The organism is Pedobacter ghigonis (genome assembly GCF_903166585.1).
In the GTDB taxonomy this organism is placed as follows: Bacteria; Bacteroidota; Bacteroidia; order Sphingobacteriales; family Sphingobacteriaceae; genus Pedobacter; species Pedobacter ghigonis.
On sequence record NZ_CAESCM010000009.1, the window covers coordinates 198446 to 224913 of the forward strand.

Consider the following 26468-nt stretch of genomic DNA (forward strand, 5'->3'; position numbering starts at 1 on the left):
AAAAATGAGTGAAATATCGGATTTGCTAACGTTTTAGTAAATTTCTATATTTAGCATCTATAAATGCTCAAATAATATCTAAACGCTCAAATGAAATATATATTCATGTTTCTCCTACTTTGGTCTATCGGATCAAAAGCTCAAACCGAACTTCAATTTAACCAATCCTTAATTAACTGTGAGGATAAGTGGGTTACTTTTCCAATGAACAAAGACAGCACTTATAATTTTGGATTTATTTATTTGGATAATCAGGCTGGCTTAACCCTAAATGTTGAAGGAGCTTTTAAGATAGACGAAAACGGAAAATACATAGCCAGAAAGATCAATAATTCGATGGTTAAACATCGTATTCCACCAACCAGAGTTTTGGCTGCCCTTATTCCTGCTTCGAAATTTGCCGATCTTCAGATACAGAATACCCCAGATTGGTTAAAAGGATATAAAACCGATGAAAATGACGTTCACAGGCTTTTTCGTTTAGGATTTGTTTACAATCAGTGGGATTTGGCAGATAGAGCCTTAGTATACTTAGAGAAAGTAAAAGCTATCGATCCAAAATACAACGGATTGATTTTTGAATTTGCATTTGCCTATAATGTACTTAAGCAATATGATAAGGCAGTTTTTTTATTAAAACAGGCAATCGGTGAAAACCCAAAAGATTGTTTGCTACATAAGGAGCTTGTTTACGCGCAACTCAATATTAAATTAACAGATGCCGAAGAAACATATAAAAATGCTGATAAAGATTGTTCCGATAGCGCTTCAAAAAGTGAAATGGCACACAATATAGCCTATCATTACTATCTCTTAAAAAACAAACAGAAGTTTAACTATTGGGCAGATGAAGTTAAAAAGTACAGTAAGACAGGAGATCAGTTTGCGCAAAAATTAACGCTGATGCAAGCTGAAATGGATAAATTATAAATTTTTTAAAAGTAGTTCAGCCACGTCTTCTCCTGTTTGCGAGCCAATGGCGATACCCATGCCGTTACAGCGTGTTGCACAAAATATATTGGGTTTAATTTCTGTAATAAGCGGTTCGAGTGTTTTGCCAAAGGCCATGATGCCACTCCATTCCTGATCTATTTCATAATGCGTTTGTGGTAAAATAAAAGTGCTCAGTAAATTTTGCAAGGCCTTCCGAACTGTTGCGGTTTGCCCGAAAGTAGTGGTTTCTTCTGCTTTGAAATCAATATTACGGCCTCCACCCAGTAAAATCCGATTATTGATGTTGCGGAAATAATAATAGCCTTTATCGTAATGAAAAGTGCCTTTAATTTTTAAACCTTTAATGGGTTTGGTAATTAAAACCTGCCCTCTCCCCGGAAAGATGTCTACTTCTGGAATTAAATCTTTGATAAAAGCGTTGGTGGCTACAATTGTTTTTTTACAGGAAAAAGTACCGTTTGCAGTAATTAAATTCAGTCCTTGTGATTCTTCGGTAATACAATCTACCGTGCAATTGTTAAATATGCAAATGCCTAGTTGTTGCGCGTAGCGGATCAGGGCAAACATCATTTTGCCGGTATCGATCTGCGCTTCATATTTATTTTCGATTAATGTTTCAATTGGTCCGAAACCAAAAGCATTTGCTTTTTTCGGATTGGCGCTAAAAGCATCAGAACCAACTATATTACGTGTTAACTGATTATAATGTTCAATTTTGGCTACACATGCTGAGGCCAATAAGTGGTCACCCTTTCTAAATATTTCGTAACCACCCAAACACTGGTAATCAATAGTGTTATCGCCAAGTAAATTGCGGAGCTTAAGCAAGCCTTTCCAGCGCTTTTCTATGAGTGTGGCCAAGCCGGCTAAACCAGCCTTTTCTTCTTGTTCAATGAGTTCAGAAATGCTGCCAAAGCAGGCAAAACCGGCATTTTTGGTGCTGGCTCCCGTTGGTAAAAAACCGCTTTCGAGCAGCGCTATTTTTAAAGATGGTGCCGATTTTTTAAGGTGGATTGCTGCATTTAGCCCCACAATGCCACTGCCAATAATAATCATATCGTAATTAAAAAATGATTCTCTTTCCCAGTATGAAAGTGCATTTGGCATACTATAAATGTACTGTTTTTAACAATTAAATAATATGGGAACGCTTTTTGATATAACAGAAATGAAAAACATACATGAGAAAATGGGAGTTTATTTAATATTAATCATCCCGGTATTATTACTGAGCATGTTTGTACAATGGCGGTTTAGAAACAAGTTTTCCAAATATGCCGAAATGCAATTGAGCTCAGGTTTATCGGGCAAAGAGGTGGCAGAGCGAATGCTGCACGATAACGGGATATACGATGTGAAGGTGATGAGTACCGAAGGACAATTAACTGATCATTATAACCCAACAGATAAGACTGTAAATTTAAGTACAGATGTTTACTATAGCCGCAGTGTGGCAGCAGCAGCAGTTGCAGCACACGAATGCGGTCATGCCTTGCAACAAGCCAAATCGTATAACTGGCTGTATTTAAGGAGTAGCATGGTTCCGGTGGTAAGCATTTCGTCTAACCTTTTACAATGGGTTTTATTAATTGGCGTGCTTTTAATCAGTTTTACCGGTAACCCTATTGTGTTGGCAATTGGCGTGGTGGGCTTGGCTTTAATAACCATATTTAGCATTATAACGCTTCCTGTTGAGTTCGATGCGAGTAACAGGGCCTTAGCCTGGTTGAAAAATAACTATGGCGTAATGCAAACCCAGGAAGAAAATACGCAGGCAAAAGATGCTTTGTGGTGGGCCGCAATGACCTATGTTGTTGCAGCAGTTGGTGCCCTGGCGAATTTGCTGTACTATGCTTCGATGCTTTTTGGAAGAAGCAGAGATTAGCAGTAATCAATTTAAAATACATGTTGGCCAGGATTTTATTCTGGCCATTTTTGTTTAAAGATATTTTTGAAATAATGATTGTTTGGGAAATCGGGGTTCGGTTTGTTATCGGCTAAGGTTGTCCTGCTCTCCACTTTACTCGTTGCACTCATGCCCGTTCCGATCAGGTTTAGGTGGCCGAAGGGAGTTCTGCTATTTGTGGTTGCATGAGGCATAAAATCTGCTTTATGCTACTAAAAAGGTTAATAGCAGGACTAACTTTAAAATGAAATGTTGAAATTGCTTTTTTAATAGATTTGTGGTCATTTCGACCGTAGCGGAGAAATCTATAGTTTGTTTGATTTAAAGATTTCTCCCCGCGTGTACGAGTAGGCATTCCGCCGCGCTTCATGCCATAGCTATCGAATCAAAAATGACGATTTGCGGCAGTACAGTAACAATAAAAAAAATTAATTCAGTTTATAAGGAGCGATTAACTGAAATTCAGGAATATCTACATCGAATTCCGAACCGTCAATATCGCGTCTCATCAGATAGGTACCTTTCATACTACCCATATCGGTTTTCAAATTGCAGCCTGATACGTACACATGGGTTTCACCTGGCTGAATGATGGGTTGTAAACCTACAACGCCCTCTCCTTCCACCTCTCTGCGGCTACTGTTAGAATCGAAAATAAACCATTGGCGACGCATTAACTGTATAGCATAATCTGAGAGATTGGATATTTCTACACGATAAGCGAACATATAATGCTCATTGGCAGGATTAGAATATTCTGGCTGGTAAACCGTTTCTACCGAAACTTTAACTCCGTCTGTAATAGCTGTAACCATGATGATAACGAATGTATAAAAAACTATTCAAAAATCAAGCCAGTACTTTCGTGGCATCGTAATGTGCAAATTTTTCTGCCACTTCTGCTAAAATACTGTAAATGTTGTTGATATCTGGCTCAGCCACCAGGCGCATGCGGTAAGGTTTAAAGTCAGGTAGCCCTTTAAAATAATTGGCATAATGGCGGCGCATTTCGAAAATTCCGGTTTTAGGACCTTTCCATTCCAGCGATTTATCTAAATGTGTACGGCAAACGCTAATTCTCTCTTCAATAGTTGGTCCGGGAAGGTGTTCGCCGGTTTCGAAGAAATGTTTAACCTCGCGGAAAATCCACGGATAACCAATAGCCGCACGGCCAATCATAATGCCATCCACTTCGTATTCCATGCGCCAGTTTGCTGCTTTTTCAGGGCTATCTACATCCCCATTGCCAAAAATTGGAATCGTGATCCTCGGGTTACGTTTAATTTCCCTGATGAGCGTCCAGTCGGCCTCACCTTTGTATAGTTGTGCTCTTGTTCTGCCATGAATGGTTAATGCCTGAATACCCACATCCTGCAACCTTTCGGCCACTTCGCGAACATTTTTGGTGTTATCGTCCCAGCCCAGGCGGGTTTTAACGGTAACCGGCAGGTGCGATGCCTTAACTACGGCATCTGTCATTTTTACCATTTTATCAATGTCCTGAAGGAGGCTTGAACCGGCGCCTTTGCAAACTACATTTTTTACCGGACAGCCATAATTGATATCAACCAGATCAGGTCCGGCTGCAGAGGCAATTTCAGAAGCTTCGCGCATGTGATCGATATCGCCACCAAAAATCTGGATACCGATAGGTCTTTCATACTCAAAAATATCCAGTTTCTGTCTGCTTTTTGCTGCATCACGGATTAGCCCTTCCGAAGAAATAAACTCCGTATACATCATATCCGCTCCGTTTTGTTTGCATACATAACGGAATGGCGGGTCGCTCACATCCTCCATTGGGGCAAGCAATAACGGGAACGCTCCTAAATCAATATTTCCTATCTTTACAGACATTTTCTATCTTCAACGATTAATAAAACATACAAAGGTACAAATAATGAATTTTGTAACACCTAAACGCGAGGAAATCAATCCTTTCTTACAATTACTTTTACTTTTATTTTACGCAGTTGCAGGGGCTTTTGTTTTCAGCATCATTGCAGTTGTAATCTGTATTGCCATGTATGGGATGGGTTTGGTGAGTAATTTGGACCTGCTTCTATCGGGCGATGCCAGGTATATTTCGGGTTTGAAATTGATACAGATTTTAAGTTCGATAGGTACATTTATTTTACCTCCGCTGGCCCTGGCCTTATCAGAAAGAACAAAAATTACCAGGTTTTATAGCTTCAGGCAGCCAAAGGTTTTATTGCTTTTGCTGGTGGTAATTATAATGATCGTGAGTATGCCCTTTATGGAGTGGACGGTAATCTGGAACCAAAAAATGGCTTTGCCAGGCTTTTTAAAGGGAATTGAGGCCTGGATGAAAGAAAAAGAAGAGCTGGCAGCTAAAATGACTATCCAGCTGATTACGGTACGGAGTAATTTCGATTTTATCGTAAACCTGGTGATGATTGCGGTTTTACCTGCCATTGGAGAAGAACTGATGTTTAGGGGTGGTGTACAGCGCTCATTGGAGCGCGCTTTTGGCAATCCACACGTGGCGATATGGCTTTCGGCCATTATTTTTAGTACCATACATGTGCAGTTTTATGGTTTCGTACCACGGATGCTGCTTGGAGCCGGCTTTGGTTACCTGTATTATTATAGCGGCAGTATCTGGTACGCCATGTTTGCGCACTTTTTAAATAATGCTTATGCTGTTTGCGCAGCCTTTTACATGCAAAAGCACCATATGCCGCTCGATAAAGCCGACGAACCAATCGGATTTCCGTGGTATGGCTATTTAATTAGTGCAATAATTACCATAGCTTTGTTTAAATTTTTTAAAGATAGCGCAGCACGTGAGCGAAAATTGGGTTAAAGTATATACCACTGGCGATGCCTTTGCCGCCGAGGTATTAAAACAAGGCTTAACAGAAGCCGGAATTCCAGCCGTAACAATGAATAAACAGCTTTCCGCTTATTATATTGGCGAAATAAATGTGCTGGTTAATAAAGCAGATTTCGATAAGGCCATCGAATATATCGTTGAAAATGAAATCGAGTAACAGGTTAAACATCATCCATTTTACATCTCCCATCTTACATTTTTAACATGAAAACCAGGGCAATAACCGCTTTCTTTTTTACCATTGTAATGCTTGGCTCTATTTTGCTGGGTACTTATACGTTTACGGCATTCTATCTTGTTTTAAGTGTTTTATCGCTGTTTGAGTTTTATAAACTGATTAAAAATTCGGGTATCAGGCCGCATAGAAATATTGGTCTGGCTGCAGGTGCGCTTGTCTTTTTAATGGCTGCAGGTTTACATTACCTTAAATACGATGTGAAGTACCTGTTGCTTTGTATACCGCTTATTTTTTCGGTTTTTATTACCGAGCTGTACAAGAAAAATAAAATTCCCTTTGCCAATATATCTTACACTTTTGTTGGCTTTGTTTATGTAACCATTCCTTTTTGTTTCTTCCACGCACTAGGCTTTTTAAAAAACTGGAACGAATATAATTTTCACTTTCCACTGGCATTTTTACTGATGTTGTGGGCAAACGATACGGGTGCTTACCTTTTTGGGGTAAAATATGGTAAACGTAAATTATTTGAGCGCCACTCGCCTAAAAAGAGCTGGGAAGGCTTTTTTGGTGGTATGTTTACCAGTGTTTTGGTAGCCTATGGCCTGTCTTTCTTATTTACCGAAAGTCCGGTTTGGGTTTGGGCAGGTATGGCTTTATTAATTGCCAGTTTTGGTACCCTGGGCGATCTGGTAGAATCGATGTTAAAACGCAGCCTGGATACCAAAGATAGTGGCGGGTTATTGCCTGGGCACGGCGGCCTATTAGACCGCTTTGATGGTTTATTGCTGGCAGCTCCTGTGGTTTATGCTTACCTGTACCTGATTTTGTATTAGAACAATCCTGGTCAGCCTCATTCGCTCATGATAAGGACGCACCAGTTGTACTATTAGCGATATAATCGCTATGCTCGCTAATCCTCGTTACAAACGAGGATTATAATTTAATCGGCAGAAGCAACTACAACATGATATGTTCTTTCTACATATTCGCCAGCATTACTTTGTACCTGTTCTAATTTTTTAATTGTATTCTTTATCGTAAAGCCCGCACTTTCCAATAGTTGCTGAACTTTTTCTACGCCATAAAGTGTAAATCCATAGGGAGTAAAGGGTAGTTTCTCCATAAAGGTTTTGTCTGCGAAGCATAGCGCAAATAACCCCTTTGGTTTTAATACAGCCCTAATTTGTGTAAGATATTGAAGAGGGTCTGGCCAAAAGTACAGGGTATTTACGGTAAAGACCTTATTAAATTGTTCGTCTGCGTACGGCAGGTTTATACCGTTGGTGAGTTGAAAATGAACCAACCCCTTTTCTATAAATCCAGCGTTTATTTTGCGGGCCTCGGTAATCATCGTTTCAGAAATATCTGCGCCGAAGTACTGAATATCATCGGCCTGGTTAAGCAGGTGTTCGATATGTGAACCATTGCCGTGGCCAATCTCCAGTATGATATCTCCTTTTTCAATCGCCAGGGCAGCAATAGCGGCATGTGTCATACCAAGATTGTTGATGCTCATGAGCTCGCCTGTTTTAACCCCCTGTGCACCTTCAGGGCAGGCCAGTTGTTTGGCAATATTTTCTAAATCTGCTGTGCTATGCTGACGTTCCATAAGTTAAGTTTTTTCAAAAATAAAGGACTGCCCACCTCAATAGTTACATCATTCCTAAAGAGTTTTACATCATTATTTAATTACCTGAACCGGCTTTTTATTTTCATCTATCGCCACAAAAGTAAAATCGCCATGTACCGCCAGTTCACGACCTTCGGCATACATTTGTTCGATATAAATTTCGACATTCACTTTTAAGCTGGTATTGCCTACATGGTTTACTTTGCCAATAAGCTCAATGATGGTCCCGGCGGGGATTGGTTTTTTAAAATCTATCCTGTCGCTGCTCACTGTAACCATAATCTGCCTGCTAAAACGGGTAGCGGTTATGAAAGCGACTTCATCCATCAGGTGCATGGCAGTACCGCCGAAAAGGGTATCGTAGTGGTTGGTTGTATTCGGGAAAACGGCTTTGAAAATACTGGTTTTAGAGTTTTCTATTCTTTCTGCTAAGGTCATGTTTTAGGTATATTGATGGCCAAATGTAGAGATTACAGCGGAAGAATGGTAATGTTTAGGTGCTTAGGAGAAGAATTATCGTTCGTCTAGGATAAAAATTAGTCCAAATTGCTCACTGTAACAAATTTAGCGCATGTAAAATCGCTCCATTTTCTATATTATATTTGATTATCCATCAAACTAACCCAATTATGATAAAAAATTACCTGAAAAAGATTTGTTTAGCTTTTTTAATTACCGCTTATTGTGCTGCCCAGGCTCAGGAAGTGCCAACGCCGAAATCGCATTTCGGTTTTGATATCGGCGATAATTATCAGCTGGCCAATTATACCCAAACTTCGGCTTACTTTAAAAAACTGGCCGAAACTTCAAAAAGGGTTAAACTGGTTGATATTGGCCAAACCGAAGAAGGAAGAAGCCAGTATATGCTGATTGTTTCTTCGCCCGAAAACCTGAAAAAGTTAGATCGCTATAAAGAAATTTCGCAACAGCTGGCACATGCCGAGATTGCGCCGGAGCAGGCTAAAGCATTAACTGCCGAAGGAAAAGCTGTAGTTTGGATTGATGGCGGTTTGCATGCCAATGAGGTGGTTGGAGCGCACCAGTTAATTCAAACAGCATACGAATTTGCTTCGAAAACTGATCCGGAAACCTTGCGCATCCTCGATAATGTGATCATTTTGTTTACGCACGCCAACCCAGATGGACAAGAGTTGATAAGTAACTGGTACATGCGGGAAAAAGACCAGAGCAAGAGAACAACTTCGGGTTTGCCGGTTTTGTATGAAAAGTACGCAGGACACGATAATAACCGCGATTTCTTTATGTTAAACCTAAAAGAAACCCAAAATATTGGTCGGCAGCTTTTTGTAGAATGGATTCCGCAAATTATGTATAATCACCACCAGGCAGGTCCGGCCGGAACGGTTGTAGCCGGTCCTCCATATCGCGATCCTTTCAATTATGTATTCGACCCAACTTTGTTAACCAGTTTAGATGCTGTAGGAGCAGCCATGCATACCCGGATGAATGTAGAAAATAAGCCGGGCTATACCCAGCGCGGGGGCTCAGTTTTTTCTACCTGGTACAATGGCGGTTTGAGAACAACAACCTATTTTCATAATATGATTGGCTTACTGACCGAGATTGTGGGCAACCCGACTCCTTCAGAAATTCCTTTGGTTCCTTCGCGCTTATTGCCTAACAGCGACTCGCCTAATCCGGTTACACCACGCAAATGGTACTTCAAAAACTCAATCGATTATTCTGTATCGTTAAACTATGCGGTTTTAAATTATGCCTCGCGTTATCGCGACGAGTTGTTGTTTAACATTTACCAAATGGGTAGAAACTCTATCGAGCGCGGTAAAAAAGATACCTGGTCGTTTTCGCCAAAGAAAATTGAAGCGATTAATAATGCCGCTAAAAAAGATAAGGGCGGTGCAACCAGTGGGGATGCTGAGTTTGGCTCAAGACAGCTGAGTATTAAAGCTTTCGATACGGTGATGAAAGCACCTGCAAACCGCGATCCGCGAGGTTATATTCTTTCTGCAGATCAGCCTGATTTTAATTCGGCAATAAAGTTTTTAAATGCCCTGATCAGAACAGGTGTTGTGGTGCAGAAGGCTACTGCAGCATTTACTGTTGCTGGCAAAAACTATCCTGCAGGAAGTTATGTGGTTAAAACCGATCAGGCTTTCCGTCCTCATGTGCTGGATATGTTTGAGCCGCAAGATCATCCGAACGATTTTAAATATGAAGGTGGGGCACCGATCCCACCCTACGATGCAGCCGGATGGACGCTGGCTTACTTAATGGATGTTAAATTCGATCGCATTCTGGACGATTTTTCAGGGCCATTTGAGAAAAATCTTTATGGTGTTTTATTGAAAGCAGAAAATAAATTTCCCAATGGATCAGGTTATGTATTGAGTGCAGCACAAAACGATTCTTATACCACTGTAAACGAATTATTAAAAAACAAGGTTGAAGTATTTCGTTCTATTGAAAATGGCGATTTCTATGTTTCTTCGGCTGGCAAACAGGTTTTAGAAAAGGCCAATGTTAAATTAAAAACGGCAGCAGCTCCGAAGGATAAAACTAAAGTTTCTGCCTCGCGGATTGCCCTTTGGGATACCTATGGCGGTTCTATGGCATCGGGCTGGGTAAGGTGGATGATGGAGCAGTACCATTTTAACGCTACTGTAATTTACCCTCAGGATATTGATGCAGGCAATTTAAAATCTAAATATGATGTGATTATTTTTGTTGGAGGTGCCATTCCGACTGTTCAGGGTGGTGGCAGGTCTTTCGCGCCTAAAACGGAAGAAGTTCCACTAGAATATAGAAACCGCCTAGGCAGGATTAGTGCTGATAAATCGATCCCGGAATTGAAAAAGTTTTTAGAAGCAGGAGGAAATATCGTTACAATAGGCAGTAGTACCAATCTGGCTTATCATTTAAAATTACCGGTGCGCAATGCGATGATGGAAATTGTTAATGGTGAAGAAAAAAGGTTACCTGCCGAAAAATATTATGTTCCGGGCAGTGTTTTAAATGTAGGAATTGATACCAGTTTGCCGGCTACCTGGGGCATGGAAAAAGAAGCAGATGTTTATTTTGATAATAGTCCGGTTTTTAAATTAACCGGAGATGCCATAGCATCGGGAAAGATTAAACCCTTAATGTGGTTCGAAAATGCTACGCCTTTGCGAAGTGGCTGGGCCTGGGGACAGGCATACCTGCAGGATGGTGTAACTGCTTTTGAAGCAAAAATAGGCAAGGGTAAATTGCTGGCATTTGGACCTGAAATTGCATTCAGGGCACAAACGCATGGCACATTTAAGCTGATTTTTAATCAGTTATACCAATAAGGTTTATTTAAACCAGTTTGAAAAGCCACTATCCTAAAAGATAGTGGCTTTTTACTTTCAGCTTACGCAGACCAGTTATAATCGCCCTAATTTTGTGTCATGAAAGTAGAAATCTGGTCGGATGTAATGTGTCCGTTTTGCTATATCGGAAAAAGGCATTTTGAGCAAGCCATTGAAAAACTGCCATTTAAGAACGAAATTGAAATAGACTGGAAGAGCTATCAGCTTAATCCTGAATATCATAATAAGAACAATGAGACGGTTTACGATTACCTCTCGCGCAGCAAGGGCATGCCTGTTGAGCAAGCCCGGCAAATGACGAAACAGGTGGTTGATATGGCTGCAAACGCAGGCTTAACAATCGATTTTGACACCAATATCCCGGCGAATACCTTTAATGCACATCGTTTAATTCATTTAGCGGCAAAGCATAACCTGCAGGACCTGGCTGAAGAGAAGCTGTTTGAAGCCCATTTTGTGAAAGCAGAAAATATAGGTGAAACCAGTGTTTTGGTTGATGTTGCCGTAGAAATCGGTTTAGATAAAGCAGAAGCTGAAGCAGTTTTGGCTGGCGATCAGTTTGCTGAGGCAGTACGTTACGATATTTATGAAAGCCAAAATTTGGGCATTCGTGGAGTACCTTATTTTGTAATGGACAGAAAATATGGGGTTTCGGGTGCACAGCCTGTACAGGCTTTTACCGATGCCTTGACTCAAAGTTTTAACGAGTGGAAAGAAGCACAACCTAAAACAACGCTTACTTCATTAAATAAAAACGATGATGCGGTTTGTGATGAAAACGGTTGTGAGATATAAGATTATTTCGCCGGAAGAATTTACAAACTTGTCCTGTTGATCCGATAGCTATTGGGTTTATTTCAGCATCTGTCAAAGAAATATGGGGTTAGATCCTTCAACAAGCTACCATTGAGAGAAATTCATAGAATTCTCGTCATTGCTAGGAACGAAGCAATCTTAATGCACTCGCTAGGTAGCGATCGTTGTAAGATTGCTTCGTCGGCTGAAAAAGCCTTCTCGCAATGACGAATTTTCTCAACCATTTGAATAAAAATAAACTGTTATTTCAGGATGACGGTCTGCCAGACTGTTGTTACCGCTGATTTTTCAGCGGTGTTAATAAATATTCCAATCCATTAACCCGTATTTCGAACATTGTAGCCATTAAGTCGCCCAGCTTTCCTTTCGGAAATCCTTTGTCCTTATACCACAGCAAATAACTTTCGGGGATATTGCAGATCAGGTAACCCTTGTATTTTCCATAAGGCATCTGCATTTTCACTAAATCGAGTAAAAGGGTTGGGTCTAACATGAATAGTAAATTTAATCGATTAGCCCTAAAACCTCTATTGCTTCCTCAACATTGCTAATGTTATCAAAAGCAATGCGCAGTGTATTTTTAACCTCCTTTAAATTGCACATACGCGGGTGGTTTTGGGCAAAGGTTAAAATTTTGGTGAAGGTATTAGAATCAAAATATTTCGATTGCTTATCACTTAAGAAATAACCCCGTAAACTGTTTTTCTTGAAACTGATTTTCTCGAAGCCCAGTTTTTTACCGAACCACTGCAAACGTACTACGCTGAGCATGGTTTTAACCTGTGGTGGAAGCGGTCCAAAACGATCGGCTAAATGTTTTTCAAAAATGGCCAGGTCGTTTTCGTTATCAAGCTTAGAAAGTTCGGTGTATAAATTGTAGCGCTCGGTTATATTGGTAATGTAAGCATCCGGAATGTAGAGTTCTAAATCGGTATCAACCTGTGTAAACCCAACAAATGGCCTTTCGGGTTCATTCTCAAATAAACCCTTAAACTCTGCTTCTTTAAGCTCCTGAATGGCTTCGTCCAAAATTTTATGGTACATTTCGAAACCGATTTCGGCAATGAAACCACTTTGTTCGGCACCCAGCAAGTTTCCACTACCCCTGATATCCAGATCGCGCATGGCCACGTTAAAGCCGCTGCCCAAATCAGAAAATTCTTCAATGGCACTTAAACGTTTCCGGGCTTCAGAAGTTAGGGTAGATAATGGTGGCGACAATAAATAACAAAACGCCTTTTTATTGCTTCGGCCTACCCTGCCACGCATTTGGTGCAGGTCGCTCAACCCAAACATGTGAGCATGGTTAATGATGATGGTATTGGCATTTGGGATATCCAAACCCGCTTCGATAATGGTAGTGGCTACCAGAACGTCTTTCTCTCCATTAATGAAATCGAGCATCACATCTTCCAGTGCATCGCCATCTAACTGACCATGGGCAATACCAATACGCGCCTTTGGTACCAGTTTTTGAATTAGTCCGCCCAACTGCATCAGGTCGTTTACCCGGTTGTGGATAAAGAAAACCTGACCTCCGCGATCTAATTCAAACTGAACCGCTTCCTGAATCAGCTTATCGTTAAAAACATGTAATTCGGTACTTACCGGCTGGCGGTTAGGCGGAGGTGTGCTGATAATCGATAAATCGCGTGCTCCCATTAAAGAGAAGTGTAAAGTTCTGGGGATAGGTGTAGCGGTTAAAGTTAGTGTATCCACATTTACACGCACGGCTTTTAACCGCTCTTTAGCACTCACACCAAATTTTTGCTCCTCATCAATAATCATGATGCCCAGATCTTTAAACTTGACATCCTTGCTCAACAGGCGGTGTGTACCAATTAAAATATCAACTTTTCCGGCTGCTGCTTCTGCCAGGGTATCTTTTATCTGTTTGTTGGTTTTAAAACGGTTGATGTAATCAACCGTAACCGGAAAATCTTTTAAACGCGAAGAAAAGGTTTTGTAATGCTGTAGGGCTAAAATGGTTGTAGGTACCAGAATTGCAGCCTGTTTGCCTTCGGCAACGGCTTTAAAAGCAGCACGAACAGCAATTTCGGTTTTGCCGAAACCCACGTCGCCACAAACGAGGCGGTCCATGGGGTGTGGTGCTTCCATATCTTTTTTCACATCCTGCGTAGCTTTTAACTGATCGGGAGTATCCTCATAAATAAAGGAAGCCTCGAGTTCGGTTTGCAAGTAACTATCTGGAGAAAATGCCGTTCCGGCCTGTGTTTTACGCAAGGCATAAAGCTTAATCAGGTCGCGGGCAATATCTTTAACTTTTTTTTTAGTGGTTTTTTTTAGCTTATCCCAGGCATCGGTACCCAGTTTATTCATCTTGGGCACACCGCTTTCTTTACCGCTGTATTTGGCAATACGGTTCAGCGAGTTGATGTTTACATAAAGCAAGTCGTTATCGGCATAAATTAAACGGATCATCTCCTGGGTTTTACCGTTAACCTCTACTTTTTCCAATCCGGCGTATTTTCCAATACCGTGGTCGATGTGGGTAACGTAATCACCTGATTTAAGTTCTCTCAAATCTTTCAGGGTAATGGCCTGGCTTTTTTGATAACCTTTTTTAAGCTTGTATTTGTAGTAGCGGTCGAAAATCTGGTGATCGGTATAAAAAGCAGTCTGGATTTGCGGATCAACAAAGCCCTCGCGCAGCATACTGTTGATTGGCGTAAACTTAGCCGTTTTATCGATATCCTCTAAAATGGCATACAAACGCTCTATCTGCTTTGGCGAATCGGTAAAAATAAAGTTAACAATACCGGCTTTTTCATTTTCCTTAAGGTTATGGATAAGCAGATTGAAATCTTTATTGAACGAAGGTTGTGGCTTGGTTTCGAATTCAAACCGATCGTCGGTTTTGTAGAAAAACTGTTTTCCAAACTCAATCAACGGAAAATCGTGAAGGTGATCTCCCAATAGCTTTTCATCAGTGAAAGCAAATTTCGGATCTATCCATTCAGGATTTTGACTTTTATCGGCCGCAGGCAGGGCTTTCCAAAGCTCAACAGCTTTTTTAAAACCTGCTTTAACAATATCGAGTGTAAATTCTACATCTTTAAACCAGAGTTGGGTATCCTGGTCAATGTAATCGAGAATACTGATGTTGCTTTCGGTTAAAAATTTGGCCTGGACGTTGGGTACAATGGTCAGCGATTTAACATCCGCTACCGAAAGCTGACTCTCGATTTCAAAACTGCGGATACTTTCCACTTCATCGCCAAAAAATTCAATCCGGTAAGGCAAATCAGAAGAGAACGAAAAAATATCAACAATACCACCACGGATTGAGAACTGACCGGGTTCATACACAAAGTCTGCTCTGTCGAAATCGTAATCAATTAAAAATTCATTGATAAAATCGATACCCAGTTTGGCGCCGATGCTAATTTCGAGCGTGTTTTTTTCAAGTGCAGAGCGGTCAATAACCTTTTCGGCTATCGCTTCCGGATAAGAAACTACAATTTTACCGTATTCCGAATCGTGGTTCAGTTCATTTAAAACCTCGGCACGGGCCAGTACATTAGCCGTATCAACCTGCGTAAAATCGAAAGATTTGCGGTATGATGAAGGAAACAACAAAACCTGCTTATCTAGCACGCTTTCCAGGTCAGACTGAAAATAAGCGGCCTCCTCCCTATCGGGTAAAACGAAGAGCAGCGGTTTGTGTAATAAAAAATAAGAAGAAAGGGCAACAATAGCATCGGCCGAACCCACCAATCCCTTTAATTGTACTTTCGGGTTTTTGGTGCTGTTCAACGCCTGGGTAAATTGAGTTACCCTATCGTCGTTTTTGTATCTGTTTATTAAATCGCGAATGTTCAAGTCACAAAAATAAGCTTATCTTTTAATATTAACCTGCAATTTGTGTAAAGGTTTTTTTAACTATTTTTGGCCGGGCTTGCGTACAAAATCAATTTGGGAAGCAAATAACTACTCATTGTTAGATCGTATCACAAGTTTGGTCGAAATATATCCCCCATTCGTCGATTAAGGGCAAATTGATGTAACAAAGGCAGTGGTATAGCTTCTAATTTATATAAAAAGTGAAACAATGAGCAACATTAAGCGCTTTCCGTTAGAACTTGTTTTCTGGGTAACGGCATTAGTGTTATTGGCAACAGCAAACAGCCATGAGCATCACTTTACACTTTGTCCGCTGGCTAATTTAGGCTACGGGGGCTGGTGTCCGGGATGCGGGATTGGAAGGTCGATCAGTCATATTTTTCATGGCGAATTTACCGAAAGCTTTGCAGAACATTGGTTCGGGTTTCCGGCACTTTTAATTATACTTTACAGAATTTATATACTAACAAAAAAGATAAAAACATTTAAAATTTTAACCTCAAACAGATAAACACCATGGATATATTTCAATCACCTCTGATGTCGTTACCAGGTATAACACCAGATGAATACTCATACTTACAACAGGCAACTACAGGTTTAGACGAGCAACAGTTGCGCAATTTCTTAATGATTTACAGCAGCAAAAGAAAAAATCCATCAGATATGTTAATTTTCTGTTTGATCGGACTCTTCGCTGTACCGGGATTACAAAGGTTCATTATTGGTCAGATTGGTATGGGTATCTTGTATCTTTTAACTGCAGGTCTTTGTTTCATCGGTTCGATAATCGATGTGGTAAACCATAAAACCCTTGCCTTTGAGCACAACCAGAAAATGGTTTTCGAAAGCTTACAGATGGTAAGAATGGGTGGCGGATTTGCGCCTAAGGTTTAGTAATAATCTGATATTAGTTTCTACAATATAGCCGGGGATTTAAATCCTTGGCTATATTTTTTTTATATTTAAAACATGAAATTAGCCGAAATAACCAATTATTTAGAAAGCATTGCTCCCCTCAATTACCAGGAAGATTACGATAATTCGGGCTTAATTGTTGGCGATCCGAATATGGAAATCAGGGCTGCCCTGGTTGCATTGGATTGTGTAGAAAAGATTGTAGATGAGGCCATTTCAACAGGTTGCAACCTCATTATTACCCATCATCCAATTGTTTTTAAAGGCTTAAAAAAGCTGAATGGCAAAAACTATGTAGAGCGTGTTGTGCTTAAGGCCATCAAAAATAACATTGCACTTTATGCTATTCATACCAATTTAGATAGTATCCACACCGGGGTAAATGCCCGTATTTGTGAGCGTTTGGGTTTAACAGGCACCAAGGTGCTTTCGCCTAAAGCCGGTTTGTTAAAAAAGCTGGTTACCTATTGTCCGCAGGCACAGGCAGAACAATTGCGTTCGGCTTTGTTTTATGCTGGCGCAGGCAATATTGGTAATTACAGCGAATGCAGTTTTAATGCCGATGGTTTTGGTACTTTTAAAGGCAATGAGGAGTCAGATCCTTTTGTAGGGGAAAGAGGCATTCGTCATCGCGAGGCCGAGGTGCGCATAGAAATGGTTTACCCTGCCCAGGCCGAACGTAAAATATTAGTTGCCCTGTTTGAAAACCATCCGTATGAGGAAGTCGCCTACGATATTTATAAACTGGAAAATAAGCACCAATTGGTTGGATCAGGTATGGTGGGCTGGCTCGAATATGATATGGATGGTTACGATTTTCTGCACCTGGTTAAAGACAGGATGCAGGCGCGTGTAGTTCGGCATACTGAGGTAATCAACAAAAGAATTAAAAAGGTAGCGGTTTGTGGCGGTTCGGGTAGCTTCCTTTTAAGAGAAGCAATTGCCGCCGGAGCCGATGCTTTTATCACGGCAGATTTCAAATACCACGAGTTTTTTGATGCAGAGGAAAAACTGATCATTGCCGACATCGGACACTTTGAAACTGAACAATTTACCTCAAATTTATTGCTTGAAATTATTCAAAAAAAAATTACTAACTTTGCAATCCGTTTAACGGAGCAAAATACAAACCCCATAAATTACTTGTTTTAATGGAACAAACCGTAGAACAAAAGCTAAAGGCTTTATACGAATTACAAAATATCCACACAAAAATTGATAAGATCCGTCAGGTACGTGGCGAATTACCAATGGAAGTTGCAGATCTTGAGGATGACGTTTTAGGATTAGAAACCAGAATTTCAAAAATTAAAGGCGAACTTGATGATCTTGAGGATTCGATCGTAACCCGTAAAAATACCATCAAAGATGCACAAGCTGCAATTAAAAGATACGATTCTCAATTAAAAGAAGTTAAAAACAACCGTGAATACGATGCTTTAACTAAAGAAATTGAGATTCAGGGTTTAGATATTCAGGTATCTGAAAAGAAAATTAAAGAACACGGTTTCGAAATTACCTCTAAAACTGAAATCTACGAAGCAGCTAAAGGCGAGTTAGATGGCAGAAAGAAAGATTTAGAAACTAAAAAAGCAGAACTAGATGTAATTACTGCAGAAACTGAAAAAGAAGAGCAGGATTTACAGAAAAAAGCGGATAAAGCAGAGCCTCAAATTGAGGAACGTTTATTGGTTGCTTACAAACGTTTACGCAAAAATGCGGTTAACGGCTTAGCAGTAGTAACTATCGATCGCGATTCTTGCTCAGGTTGTTTCAACCAGATCCCGCCTCAGCGTCAGTTAGATATCCGTCAACGTAAAAAAATCATCGTTTGCGAGCACTGCGGACGTATTTTGGTTGATGAAGCATTAACCCACGAAGTAGCAGAAGCTTAATCAGCATCGCAAAAGCACTGAAAACGTCCCGACTTAAATCGGGACGTTTTTTGTTTACAGGCAAAACAACATGCACATTTTAACGTTAAATGTAGATATTTGTTAAAATGTGAAAGCTGTTGCCCCAGCGCAACATCAACCTAAAAGAAATAACATTTCCAGAATGATTAAAAGCTTACGTTTCGTCTTCCTTACCCCTCTTTTGATACTTCCATCCGTATTATTTGCAAATTTTGATTACAATGCCAATTGCTTAAAGGCCTATAAAAGCATTTTCGAATTGAAACTTGGTAATGCCCGTGCTTACATAGCGACAGAAAAGAAACAAAGGCCCAAAAATGCCATTATTCCGCTGCTAGAAAATTATATAGACTATTTTACGATCATTACTTCTGAAAGTAAGGCTGATTTCGACCGTTTAAAAGGGAATAAATCCATCCGTTTAGACCAGATCTCTGATGATGATAAAAACTCGCCCTATTATCTCTATGCCCAGGCTGAGATTAATTTACAATGGGCTTTGATCCATGGCCGTTTCGGCGAATTTTTTAATGCTGCTATGGAAATTAAAAGAGCCAACAGCCTTTTGCAGGAAAACAGTAAAAAATTTCCAAACTTTCCGTTAAACGCAAAAGGTTTAGGCCTGGTTAATGCGGTTTTGGGCAATCTGCCAGATGGTGCACTGAAAAGTACGCTAGCGACATTTGGTATAAAGGGAAACCTTCAAAACGGATTGAATATGTTTGATAAGCTTGCCGAAAGTTTGTCGGACTCATCTTACGAGCCATTTTACGATGAAGTGGTTTTTTATTATACCTACGTACTTACGGATGTAGCACACAGCCCTTCGGCTTATGCTAAAATGATGAAATATACCGAGCGCATTGCCGATACCAGCTTATTAAAAAGCTATTTACAGAGTTACGTGAGCATTAAAACCGGCCATAATGAAGAAGCAATTCAGATTTTAGCCAGAAAACCTGAAGGCGGCGTTTACCAGCCTTTTCCCTATCTTGATTATCTCGAAGGCGTAGCGCACTTGAATAAATTAGACCTCAATGCCGCTACTTATTTTAACCGCTTTTTGCAAACGAATAAGGGCGTAAATTACATTCGCGACACCAACATCCACCTGGCGTGGATTGCGCTCTTAAAAGGGGATAAAACGGGCTATACCGCCTATGCAAACAAATCACTTAACTCAGGTTATTTGTACCACGATAAAGATAAACAGGCCAAAAACGAAGCAGCAGGAACTCCGCCCTCAGTTGATTTGCTAAAAGCCAGATTGTTGTATGATGGCGGCTATTTAAATAAGGCGCTGCAGCAACTGGATGATAAGAAAACCGGCGATTATGCCAGCGATAGGGATAAAACGGAGTTTAATTACCGCTTGGGTAGAATTTATGATGACCTTGGACGCGATGATCAGGCGTTGACTGCTTATCAGGCAACGATTAACCAGGGTAAAAACCTGAAATATTATTTTGCGGCAAATGCAGCCCTGCAAATGGGTAAAGTTTACGAGAAGAAAAAGAATACTGTAAAAGCAAAAGAAGCTTTCAATACAGCCATTTCCATGAAAAACCATGAATTTGAAAACAGTATTGAAAGCCAGGCAAAAGCCGGATTAAAACGTTTATCGAACTAAAAACGGTGTATAAATGCGTTGATGTGCATGCCTGCGCCAACTGAAGCGAAAACAGCAATATCGCCCGCTTTAACTTTATAACCTTCAACCTGCTCTTTTAAAACCAAGTCTAACAGGGTTGGCACTGTGGCTACCGAACTGTTTCCGAGCCACGAAATCGTCATCGGTACAAGGTTCTCAGGCACGGTATCTTTGCCATATAATTTAAACAGGCGCTTCATAATGGCAGTGTCCATTTTGCCATTGGCCTGGTGTACAAACACAATATTAATATCTTCCACACTCAATCCGGCTTTATCTATTGCTTTTTTAATTACCTGGGGCACCTGAACCACCGCAAACTCATAAAGTTTCCTGCCGTTCATTTTAAGGTAATAATTGCCACTGGTTTCGTCAGGGTGTGAGCCTTTACCCATGGTTAAAAGATTGGCGTAGTTTACCGCATGTGTTTCGGTTTTGTGGGCCAGTATCCCTTTCTTCTCTTCGCCTTCCTGGGCTTCGAAAATTACAGCTCCGGCACCATCAGAAAAAATCATACTGTCGCGGTCGTGTGGATCGATAATCCGGCTCAGCGTTTCGGCACCAATTACCATTACGCGTTTTGCATCGCCACTTTTAATAAAGTAATCGGCCTGTATTGCTCCCTGAACCCATCCCGGGCAGCCAAAAATGATATCGTAAGCAACACAATCGGGGTTGTGTATATCCAATTGCTGTTTAACTTTCGAAGCAAGTGAAGGCAAAATATCGCTGCGATTGCTGCCTAAAGGTATATCGCCGAAGTTATGGCAAAAAATAATATAGTCTAAGGTTTCCTTATCAATACCGGCGTTTTCGATTGCTTTTTCAGCTGCCTTAGCGCCGATATGGTTACTCAATTGCTCGGGGCAAGCATACCGTCTTTCTACAATTTCTGTAATTTCTGAGAATTTATCGATGATCTCAGCATTTTCCTTCTCCAGTCGACTTCCATTCTCAAAAAACGTAGCATTTAAGAATTCGTTACCAGAAATGATATTCTGTGGAATATAACTTCCAGTGCCGGCTATTACCGTATTTATTACTTTGCTCATAATTATAATACCGCATACTAAATCGGTATGTAGTATAAAACTATCAATTATATTCGGTAATCGAAAATAAATTAATTTTTAGGCCTGTTTATTTTTGTGTGCAAATTTTAACAACCCCTGCTTTACTGCTTACATTTAACTGCACCTCCACGTTTTTATGGCTTGAATCATAGATTCCATTCAGCAAATAGGCTCCCCCGTATTTTCACTTACCGGAAGGTTAAGTTATTGTTTTTTTGTAAATAACTGATGCGGTCGATTGCTTTTAGCCAATAAATACTAAATATACCTTGTAATGGGTATTTAGGTTCACCTGTTCTTCGCAGTATTTTTACAGGATAAACGAAACTAAAATGAAAAAATTACTGTCTCTAATGGTCTTGCTGTTTATTGCATATACAGCAAATGCCCAATCGCATATTTCGAAAAGTGAATACGCCCGATATAACTGCAGGTTCGCACCAAAAGGCTCTAATAATGCAGAAGGCAAACTAACCTGCCCTGCTTGTGCCAAGGAAAATGAAGATGCCCGAAAAAAGAAAATTGCTGACGATAAGGCTCAATCTGAATTGGGAAAAATAAAAAATGCCAAGCTTAAGGCCGAAGCTGAAATTGCATTTAAAAAGCAAAGGGCTCAAGTTGCAGAAAGGAGCAAAGTTACCGAAGTGCATGTAACAATGGGGAAAACACCCTTAGCTGCAGGTAAGACACCAGAAAAACCCGCAAAAAAGGCTCCTGTTAAACTCACAAAAGATGTTTTGTTCTTTGCCGATTACCCAGGCTCAATGTCGATGAGCGGCAACCGTTTAAATTATTTTTTAAATGCAAATGGCGATACCATATTAAAAAGCAAGGATTATTTTAGCACTTTCGCGGCCTTTAGCGATAACAAAGACAATTTTCCTAAGAATATGGGGATTGTGGTGTTAAACGAAGAAAATACTTTAACCAACGGCAAGACAAGAAAAATTGTCGATCTGGTTGACATCAAAGGCAAACGACTTTTTAATGATAACAGCATCAGTACGATCTTCCACTTAATGAACGATTATTTTGTGATTGGTAGAAGTAAAGATTTTGGTGAAGACTCTAGCTGGGGGTATAATTACAGGAGAATCCAGGAAGTTGATATCTACAACACTAAAACGAAGAAAGCCATCACGCTGGATAAAGACCGTAGGAATGTTGAAATTTATGTCGCTTTCGATCACCGAAAACTGGAAGATGAAGGATTAAAGCCAGTGCTTTTAAGGAGATATACCAATTATGATGAAGATATATACTGCTTAAATGCCGCCGGAGAGCTGGTGGTGAGAAGTTATAAAAGCAGTAGATAGGGATTTAGTAATCTTTGTAAAGCGTATGATGAATGGCAGGATTAATTACCTTAATCCTGCCATTTATGCTTTTAAGTATTTAAATTGCTTGCGATCAGGTAAAATCATCAATCAAAAATACAAAAAGTTCTTTAGGGCCATGGGCACCTAAAACCAATGTTTTTTCGATATCCGCAGTTCTGCTTGGGCCGGTAATGTTACTGATCATGGATGGAATCTGATTGCCATATTTGTTTTTTAGGATGGCAAAAGCATCTTTAAGGTCTAAAACCAGCTGACTGGTTTTGGCGATTACAATATGGTGGTGCGGAAAAATGCTTAATCTCCTGCCAGCGGCTCCCTGGTTGGTAACCATTACGCTTCCGTTACGTGCAATTAGGGCCTCGCAAAGGGTAATGCCTACTTCTGCCTGTTCAAAATCTTTATCTGTTTGATAAAAAGGAAATTCGTATTTGCTTAAAAACTGTTGCAATTCTGGCTCCCAGCAGTATATTTTGCGCCATTTAAATTTATCAGCAAGCTGCAGCATGTTTTCAAAGAAGTCGATACCATCTTCGCAGAAGATAAAATTGCCCGATATGGCTGTAAGTTGTTCAGCAAACAACACTTCCAGCTCCTCTGTGTTTTTTTTATACAGTTGACTTTCTTCTAAATTGGGATAAGGATTTTCACGTTTTTCTAACAGTGCTTTTCTTATCTTTTTTAGTATTTGTTCCTTCGCTGTTGTATTATCCTTCATATAAAAAAAAGCTACCCTGGTTATGCGCCAGGGTAGCAAATGTAATAATTGAAATTGTTTATTTATGCTTCTACAGGAGTAATATGTCCTGGAGTGCCGCTTTCTCCCTGATTTTCGAATAAGCGCTTTCCGAAAATCTCTTCCAAATCATCTTTAAACAATACTTCTTTTTCAATTAAGATATCAGCCAATTGAACCAATTTATCTTTGTTTTCTTCCAACAAATTAATGGCTCTCTGGTATTGACCTTCAATCAGTGTAGAAATTTCTTTATCGATTGTTAATGCAGTATCTTCTGAATAAGGTTTAGAGAAATTATACTCATTCTGACCTGATGAATCGTAATAGGTAATGTTTCCTAGTTTTTCGTTCAGACCATAAATGGTAACCATTGCTCTCGCTTGTTTGTTTACCTTTTCTAAATCGCTCAATGCTCCTGTAGAAATGGTATCGAACATTACCTTTTCTGCAGCTCTACCTCCCATTGTAGCACACATTTCATCCAGCATCTGGTGCGGGCGAACAATTAAGCGCTCTTCAGGCAGGTACCAGGCTGCGCCTAAGCTCTGTCCGCGGGGAACAATAGTAACTTTAACCAAAGGTGCAGCGTGTTCTAATAACCAGCTTACCGTTGCGTGACCTGCTTCGTGGATGGCAATTGCACGTTTTTCGCTTGGGGTAATGATTTTGTTTTTCTTTTCTAAACCACCTACAATCCGGTCAACAGCATCTAAGAAATCTTGTTTATCAACCGCCGATTTATTTTTGCGTGCAGCAATTAAAGCCGCTTCGTTACAAACATTGGCAATATCTGCACCTGAGAAACCAGGCGTTTGTTTAGCTAAAAATTCGGTATCCAACTCTTCCGATTTTTTCAAAGGCGTAATGTGTACTTCGAAAATTTGTTTACGCTCAATAACATCTGGTAAATCAACATAAATCTGTCTGTCGAAACGGCCAGCTCTTAATAAAGCTTTATCTAAAACATCAGCACGGTTGGTTGCAGCTAAAATAATCACATGTGTATTGGTGCCAAAACCATCCATTTCAACCAAAAGCTGGTTTAGGGTATTTTCGCGCTCATCGTTACCACCCATTACACCGTTTTTACCACGGGCACGGCCAATCGCATCGATCTCATCAATAAAAATGATACAAGGTGATTTATCTTTAGCTTGTTTAAACAGGTCGCGTACACGTGATGCACCTACCCCAACAAACATTTCAACAAAATCAGATCCGGATAAAGAGAAGAATGGTACCTGAGCTTCGCCGGCAACAGCTTTAGCCAATAGGGTTTTACCGGTACCCGGCGAACCTACCAATAAAGCACCTTTCGGGATTTTCCCACCCAGATCGGTATATTTTTTAGGGTTTTTAAGGAAATCTACAATTTCCATTACCTCAGTTTTAGCTTCCTCCAAACCGGCAACATCGTTAAATGTAATGTTTACCTGGCTTTCTTTATCGAATAAGGTTGCTTTAGATTTTCCGATACTGAAAATCTGACCGCCACCGCCGGCACCACCCCCCATTCTGCGCATCATGAAAATCCAGAAACCAATTAAAAGCAATACCGGTAAAATAATGCTTAAAAACCAGCTTGCTAAAGGATTGCTACGATTTTCAGAATTGAAAGTGATTGCTTTTCTGCCTGCAGGCAATGTTTTTTGCGACTCGGCTAAAGCAGCTCTTAAATCAGCAAACTTTCCACCGTAAGTAAAATAAACGGTTGGCCCGCCAGACATGCCTAAAGAACTTGTGCTTCTGTAAGCTTTGTATTGCGGTTTTTTATCTAAACTGTCTTTTTTAATGTAAACCTCAGCTTTAACCAGGTCTTCTGTTTGGTAAGCCACAATCCGGTCAACGTCGCCGGTAAGTAACATCTGGCTTTCAAAAGTATCGTATTTAACTTCTTTTCCACTATCGGTAGTGAATAAGAACTGGGCGGCAATAATGGCAATGATAATTGCTGCGTACACCCAGAAAATATTAAATTTTGATCCTTTTTGTGGTTTCTTCGGGATGTTAGGTAATCTTTTTCCCTGTTTGTTGTTTTCGTTGGTATTTTGATTATCGTTCATTTGTCTTTGTCAAAATGGTTCTAAAGGTTACGCGCTTTGATAATTTGTGCTTTCCGCATCCCCCCAAAGTTCTTCTATGCCATAAAAATGGCGTTTTTCGGTCTTAAAAATGTGCACAACCACATCGAAATAATCCAGGATAATCCAATCGGCAGATTCGAAACCTTCTTTGTGTCTGGGATCTACCTGAGTGGCTTTATATATTTCTTTTTCTACACTATCGGCAATAGCTTTTACCTGGGTGCCGGAGTTGGCACTGGCAATAATGAAATAATCAGCTACCGATGTATGGATATTTCTAAGATCTAACCGCACTATATCTTCTCCCTTTTTCTCTTGGATGCCATGAACGGCTAACTCAGAAAGGTATGTAGAAAGGGCTACTATTTTCTTTTTTACCATTAAAATGCTTTAATTTTGGAATTACAATATTATAAATTCAACACTTGCAAAATAACACTTTTTCGACACTATTTGTTGGTCAAAATTTAATCAAATTAAAAGAAGTTGATTCTACCAATAACTTTTTAAAAGAAATGGTGTCAAAATCCGAGCCATTAGCCGAAGGTACTGTAATTATGGCAGATAATCAGTTTGCCGGAAGGGGGCAGCAGCAAAGTGTTTGGCAAACGCAGGCCGGAAAAAATATCAGCACCAGTATTTACCTTAAGCCTTCATTTTTACCCCTCGATAAGCAGTTTTATCTGAATATAGCCGTTAGTTTAGCGGTTAACGAAGCTTTGAGCCACTTTATTCCAGATGGGCTAAGTATCAAATGGCCAAATGACGTATATTACCGTGATAAAAAACTGGGTGGAATTTTGATTGAAAATACACTGACAGGCAGTGCGATTAAATCGGCTGTAATTGGCATTGGTTTAAACGTGAACCAGAAAGAATTTTCTGAAAATATCAGTCAAAGAGCCACTTCAGTCATTCAAATTTTACAAACGGAAACGTTTTTAATGGATATTATGGAGAAAATATTCATATTTATGGAAAAATACTACTTAATTTTGAGAGCCGGGAAGTATAGTATTTTACAAAATGATTACCTTGGCAAGCTGCATAACTTCGGAATTATGGCGTTATATCAGAATAATGGAGTCATTTTTGAAGGCACCATAATTGGAGTTGAAGAAAACGGCAGGTTAAGGGTAGAAACGGAACAAGGCTTAAAAAGCTTTAATTTTAAAGAAATAGAATTTACACACACAAAATAAAACACACA

At 40.0% G+C, this 26468-nt stretch carries 25 protein-coding genes; 14 read left to right on the top strand and 11 right to left on the bottom strand.

Features of this window, described 5'->3' with window-relative positions:
* The first annotated feature begins 90 nt into the window (after positions 1-90).
* Positions 91-930 carry a tetratricopeptide repeat protein gene (locus tag HWV58_RS14485; RefSeq protein ID WP_175634788.1) on the top strand — a complete coding sequence of 280 codons (840 nt, stop codon included), beginning with the start codon at positions 91-93 and terminating at the stop codon, positions 928-930.
* On the opposite strand, the gene HWV58_RS14490 is transcribed toward HWV58_RS14485, so the two are convergent.
* Entirely contained in the window at positions 925-2061 is a 1137-nt protein-coding gene (locus HWV58_RS14490; RefSeq protein WP_175634789.1) for an NAD(P)/FAD-dependent oxidoreductase, read from the bottom strand. The genes HWV58_RS14485 and HWV58_RS14490 overlap by 6 nt on opposite strands.
* 82 nt (positions 2062-2143) lie before the next feature.
* Here HWV58_RS14490 and HWV58_RS14495 point away from each other — a divergent pair, with 82 nt between their 5' ends.
* Positions 2144-2839, top strand: a complete 696-nt coding sequence (locus HWV58_RS14495) for a zinc metallopeptidase (RefSeq protein WP_175634842.1) — start codon at positions 2144-2146, stop codon at positions 2837-2839.
* Positions 2840-3288: 449 nt separating this feature from the next.
* On the opposite strand, the gene apaG is transcribed toward HWV58_RS14495, so the two are convergent.
* On the bottom strand, positions 3289-3675 hold the full coding sequence (gene apaG, locus HWV58_RS14500) for a Co2+/Mg2+ efflux protein ApaG (protein WP_090767373.1): 387 nt from the start codon (positions 3673-3675) through the stop codon (positions 3289-3291).
* 34 nt (positions 3676-3709) lie between these two features.
* Complete coding sequence (gene dusB, locus HWV58_RS14505; protein ID WP_175634790.1) at positions 3710-4717, bottom strand: tRNA dihydrouridine synthase DusB; 1008 nt, start codon at positions 4715-4717, stop codon at positions 3710-3712.
* A gap of 43 nt (positions 4718-4760) precedes the next feature.
* On the opposite strand from dusB, the gene HWV58_RS14510 reads away from it, so the two are divergent.
* From HWV58_RS14510 to HWV58_RS14520, 3 genes are read left to right on the top strand one after another with little or no spacing between them, the layout of a single operon-like run.
* Positions 4761-5687 (top strand): CPBP family intramembrane glutamic endopeptidase, encoded by a 927-nt coding sequence (locus tag HWV58_RS14510; protein ID WP_175634791.1) that lies wholly within the window; start codon positions 4761-4763, stop codon positions 5685-5687.
* On the top strand, positions 5668-5874 hold the full coding sequence (locus HWV58_RS14515; protein WP_175634792.1) for a putative signal transducing protein: 207 nt from the start codon (positions 5668-5670) through the stop codon (positions 5872-5874). Before HWV58_RS14510 ends, HWV58_RS14515 begins: the two co-directional genes overlap by 20 nt.
* A gap of 47 nt (positions 5875-5921) precedes the next feature.
* Entirely contained in the window at positions 5922-6731 is an 810-nt protein-coding gene (locus tag HWV58_RS14520; RefSeq protein WP_175634793.1) for a phosphatidate cytidylyltransferase, read from the top strand.
* A gap of 107 nt (positions 6732-6838) precedes the next feature.
* On the opposite strand, the gene HWV58_RS14525 is transcribed toward HWV58_RS14520, so the two are convergent.
* Positions 6839-7507, bottom strand: a complete 669-nt coding sequence (locus HWV58_RS14525) for a class I SAM-dependent methyltransferase (RefSeq protein ID WP_175634794.1) — start codon at positions 7505-7507, stop codon at positions 6839-6841.
* Positions 7508-7579: 72 nt separating this feature from the next.
* On the bottom strand, positions 7580-7966 hold the full coding sequence (locus tag HWV58_RS14530) for an acyl-CoA thioesterase (RefSeq protein WP_090767360.1): 387 nt from the start codon (positions 7964-7966) through the stop codon (positions 7580-7582).
* A 191-nt stretch (positions 7967-8157) separates the two neighbouring features.
* Here HWV58_RS14530 and HWV58_RS14535 point away from each other — a divergent pair, with 191 nt between their 5' ends.
* The gene (locus HWV58_RS14535) at positions 8158-10839 is read left to right on the top strand and encodes a M14 family metallopeptidase (protein WP_175634795.1); all 2682 of its coding nucleotides are present in this window, start codon (positions 8158-8160) and stop codon (positions 10837-10839) included.
* Between the two features lie 99 nt (positions 10840-10938).
* Positions 10939-11655, top strand: coding sequence for a DsbA family oxidoreductase (locus HWV58_RS14540; RefSeq protein ID WP_175634796.1), 717 nt, complete (start codon positions 10939-10941; stop codon positions 11653-11655).
* Positions 11656-11950: 295 nt separating this feature from the next.
* Here the strand turns inward: HWV58_RS14540 and HWV58_RS14545 are convergent, their stop codons facing one another.
* On the bottom strand, positions 11951-12169 hold the full coding sequence (locus HWV58_RS14545) for a DUF3820 family protein (protein WP_025141651.1): 219 nt from the start codon (positions 12167-12169) through the stop codon (positions 11951-11953).
* A gap of 11 nt (positions 12170-12180) precedes the next feature.
* A complete protein-coding gene (gene mfd / locus HWV58_RS14550; protein ID WP_175634797.1) occupies positions 12181-15519 on the bottom strand; it encodes a transcription-repair coupling factor in 3339 nt (1112 codons plus the stop codon).
* A 229-nt stretch (positions 15520-15748) separates the two neighbouring features.
* Between mfd and HWV58_RS14555 the strand changes: the two genes are divergently transcribed.
* From HWV58_RS14555 to HWV58_RS14575, 5 genes are all read left to right on the top strand, one after another.
* Complete coding sequence (locus HWV58_RS14555) at positions 15749-16051, top strand: DUF2752 domain-containing protein (RefSeq protein ID WP_175634798.1); 303 nt, start codon at positions 15749-15751, stop codon at positions 16049-16051.
* A gap of 5 nt (positions 16052-16056) precedes the next feature.
* Positions 16057-16437, top strand: coding sequence for a TM2 domain-containing protein (locus HWV58_RS14560; protein WP_039474059.1), 381 nt, complete (start codon positions 16057-16059; stop codon positions 16435-16437).
* Between the two features lie 75 nt (positions 16438-16512).
* A complete protein-coding gene (locus HWV58_RS14565) occupies positions 16513-17610 on the top strand; it encodes a Nif3-like dinuclear metal center hexameric protein (protein WP_175634799.1) in 1098 nt (365 codons plus the stop codon).
* Positions 17610-18353, top strand: coding sequence for a zinc ribbon domain-containing protein (locus HWV58_RS14570; protein WP_175634800.1), 744 nt, complete (start codon positions 17610-17612; stop codon positions 18351-18353). Before HWV58_RS14565 ends, HWV58_RS14570 begins: the two co-directional genes overlap by 1 nt.
* A gap of 163 nt (positions 18354-18516) precedes the next feature.
* Positions 18517-20004: a tetratricopeptide repeat protein gene (locus tag HWV58_RS14575; RefSeq protein WP_175634801.1), complete on the top strand. Its 1488-nt coding sequence runs from the start codon at positions 18517-18519 to the stop codon at positions 20002-20004.
* Here HWV58_RS14575 and HWV58_RS14580 read toward each other — a convergent pair.
* A complete protein-coding gene (locus HWV58_RS14580; RefSeq protein ID WP_175634802.1) occupies positions 20001-21077 on the bottom strand; it encodes a 3-oxoacyl-ACP synthase III family protein in 1077 nt (358 codons plus the stop codon). The two genes, HWV58_RS14575 and HWV58_RS14580, sit on opposite strands and share 4 nt — an antisense overlap.
* A 353-nt stretch (positions 21078-21430) precedes the next feature.
* On the opposite strand from HWV58_RS14580, the gene HWV58_RS14585 reads away from it, so the two are divergent.
* On the top strand, positions 21431-22414 hold the full coding sequence (locus HWV58_RS14585) for a hypothetical protein (protein ID WP_175634803.1): 984 nt from the start codon (positions 21431-21433) through the stop codon (positions 22412-22414).
* Positions 22415-22508: 94 nt separating this feature from the next.
* On the opposite strand, the gene HWV58_RS14590 is transcribed toward HWV58_RS14585, so the two are convergent.
* From HWV58_RS14590 to rsfS, 3 genes are all read right to left on the bottom strand, one after another.
* Positions 22509-23153, bottom strand: a complete 645-nt coding sequence (locus HWV58_RS14590; RefSeq protein WP_124558970.1) for a LutC/YkgG family protein — start codon at positions 23151-23153, stop codon at positions 22509-22511.
* A 62-nt stretch (positions 23154-23215) separates the two neighbouring features.
* A complete protein-coding gene (ftsH, locus tag HWV58_RS14595; protein ID WP_175634804.1) occupies positions 23216-25237 on the bottom strand; it encodes an ATP-dependent zinc metalloprotease FtsH in 2022 nt (673 codons plus the stop codon).
* Positions 25238-25264: 27 nt separating this feature from the next.
* Complete coding sequence (gene rsfS / locus HWV58_RS14600; RefSeq protein ID WP_039474075.1) at positions 25265-25639, bottom strand: ribosome silencing factor; 375 nt, start codon at positions 25637-25639, stop codon at positions 25265-25267.
* A gap of 44 nt (positions 25640-25683) precedes the next feature.
* Here rsfS and HWV58_RS14605 point away from each other — a divergent pair, with 44 nt between their 5' ends.
* A complete protein-coding gene (locus tag HWV58_RS14605; RefSeq protein ID WP_175634805.1) occupies positions 25684-26460 on the top strand; it encodes a biotin--[acetyl-CoA-carboxylase] ligase in 777 nt (258 codons plus the stop codon).
* Positions 26461-26468: the final 8 nt, after the last annotated feature.

Excerpts from the sequence above, each read along its gene's own strand:
- HWV58_RS14485 (WP_175634788.1), top strand. The coding sequence starts at position 91 with ATGAAATATATATTCATGTTTCTCCTACTTTGGTCTATCGGATCAAAA.
- HWV58_RS14490 (WP_175634789.1), bottom strand. The coding sequence starts at position 2,061 with ATGCCAAATGCACTTTCATACTGGGAAAGAGAATCATTTTTTAATTAC.
- HWV58_RS14495 (WP_175634842.1), top strand. The coding sequence starts at position 2,144 with ATGGGAGTTTATTTAATATTAATCATCCCGGTATTATTACTGAGCATG.
- apaG (WP_090767373.1), bottom strand. The coding sequence starts at position 3,675 with ATGGTTACAGCTATTACAGACGGAGTTAAAGTTTCGGTAGAAACGGTT.
- dusB (WP_175634790.1), bottom strand. The coding sequence starts at position 4,717 with ATGTCTGTAAAGATAGGAAATATTGATTTAGGAGCGTTCCCGTTATTG.
- HWV58_RS14510 (WP_175634791.1), top strand. The coding sequence starts at position 4,761 with ATGAATTTTGTAACACCTAAACGCGAGGAAATCAATCCTTTCTTACAA.
- HWV58_RS14520 (WP_175634793.1), top strand. The coding sequence starts at position 5,922 with ATGAAAACCAGGGCAATAACCGCTTTCTTTTTTACCATTGTAATGCTT.
- HWV58_RS14525 (WP_175634794.1), bottom strand. The coding sequence starts at position 7,507 with ATGGAACGTCAGCATAGCACAGCAGATTTAGAAAATATTGCCAAACAA.
- HWV58_RS14530 (WP_090767360.1), bottom strand. The coding sequence starts at position 7,966 with ATGACCTTAGCAGAAAGAATAGAAAACTCTAAAACCAGTATTTTCAAA.
- HWV58_RS14535 (WP_175634795.1), top strand. The coding sequence starts at position 8,158 with ATGATAAAAAATTACCTGAAAAAGATTTGTTTAGCTTTTTTAATTACC.
- HWV58_RS14540 (WP_175634796.1), top strand. The coding sequence starts at position 10,939 with ATGAAAGTAGAAATCTGGTCGGATGTAATGTGTCCGTTTTGCTATATC.
- HWV58_RS14545 (WP_025141651.1), bottom strand. The coding sequence starts at position 12,169 with ATGTTAGACCCAACCCTTTTACTCGATTTAGTGAAAATGCAGATGCCT.
- HWV58_RS14555 (WP_175634798.1), top strand. The coding sequence starts at position 15,749 with ATGAGCAACATTAAGCGCTTTCCGTTAGAACTTGTTTTCTGGGTAACG.
- HWV58_RS14560 (WP_039474059.1), top strand. The coding sequence starts at position 16,057 with ATGGATATATTTCAATCACCTCTGATGTCGTTACCAGGTATAACACCA.
- HWV58_RS14565 (WP_175634799.1), top strand. The coding sequence starts at position 16,513 with ATGAAATTAGCCGAAATAACCAATTATTTAGAAAGCATTGCTCCCCTC.
- HWV58_RS14570 (WP_175634800.1), top strand. The coding sequence starts at position 17,610 with ATGGAACAAACCGTAGAACAAAAGCTAAAGGCTTTATACGAATTACAA.
- HWV58_RS14575 (WP_175634801.1), top strand. The coding sequence starts at position 18,517 with ATGATTAAAAGCTTACGTTTCGTCTTCCTTACCCCTCTTTTGATACTT.
- HWV58_RS14580 (WP_175634802.1), bottom strand. The coding sequence starts at position 21,077 with ATGAGCAAAGTAATAAATACGGTAATAGCCGGCACTGGAAGTTATATT.
- HWV58_RS14585 (WP_175634803.1), top strand. The coding sequence starts at position 21,431 with ATGAAAAAATTACTGTCTCTAATGGTCTTGCTGTTTATTGCATATACA.
- HWV58_RS14590 (WP_124558970.1), bottom strand. The coding sequence starts at position 23,153 with ATGAAGGATAATACAACAGCGAAGGAACAAATACTAAAAAAGATAAGA.
- ftsH (WP_175634804.1), bottom strand. The coding sequence starts at position 25,237 with ATGAACGATAATCAAAATACCAACGAAAACAACAAACAGGGAAAAAGA.
- rsfS (WP_039474075.1), bottom strand. The coding sequence starts at position 25,639 with ATGGTAAAAAAGAAAATAGTAGCCCTTTCTACATACCTTTCTGAGTTA.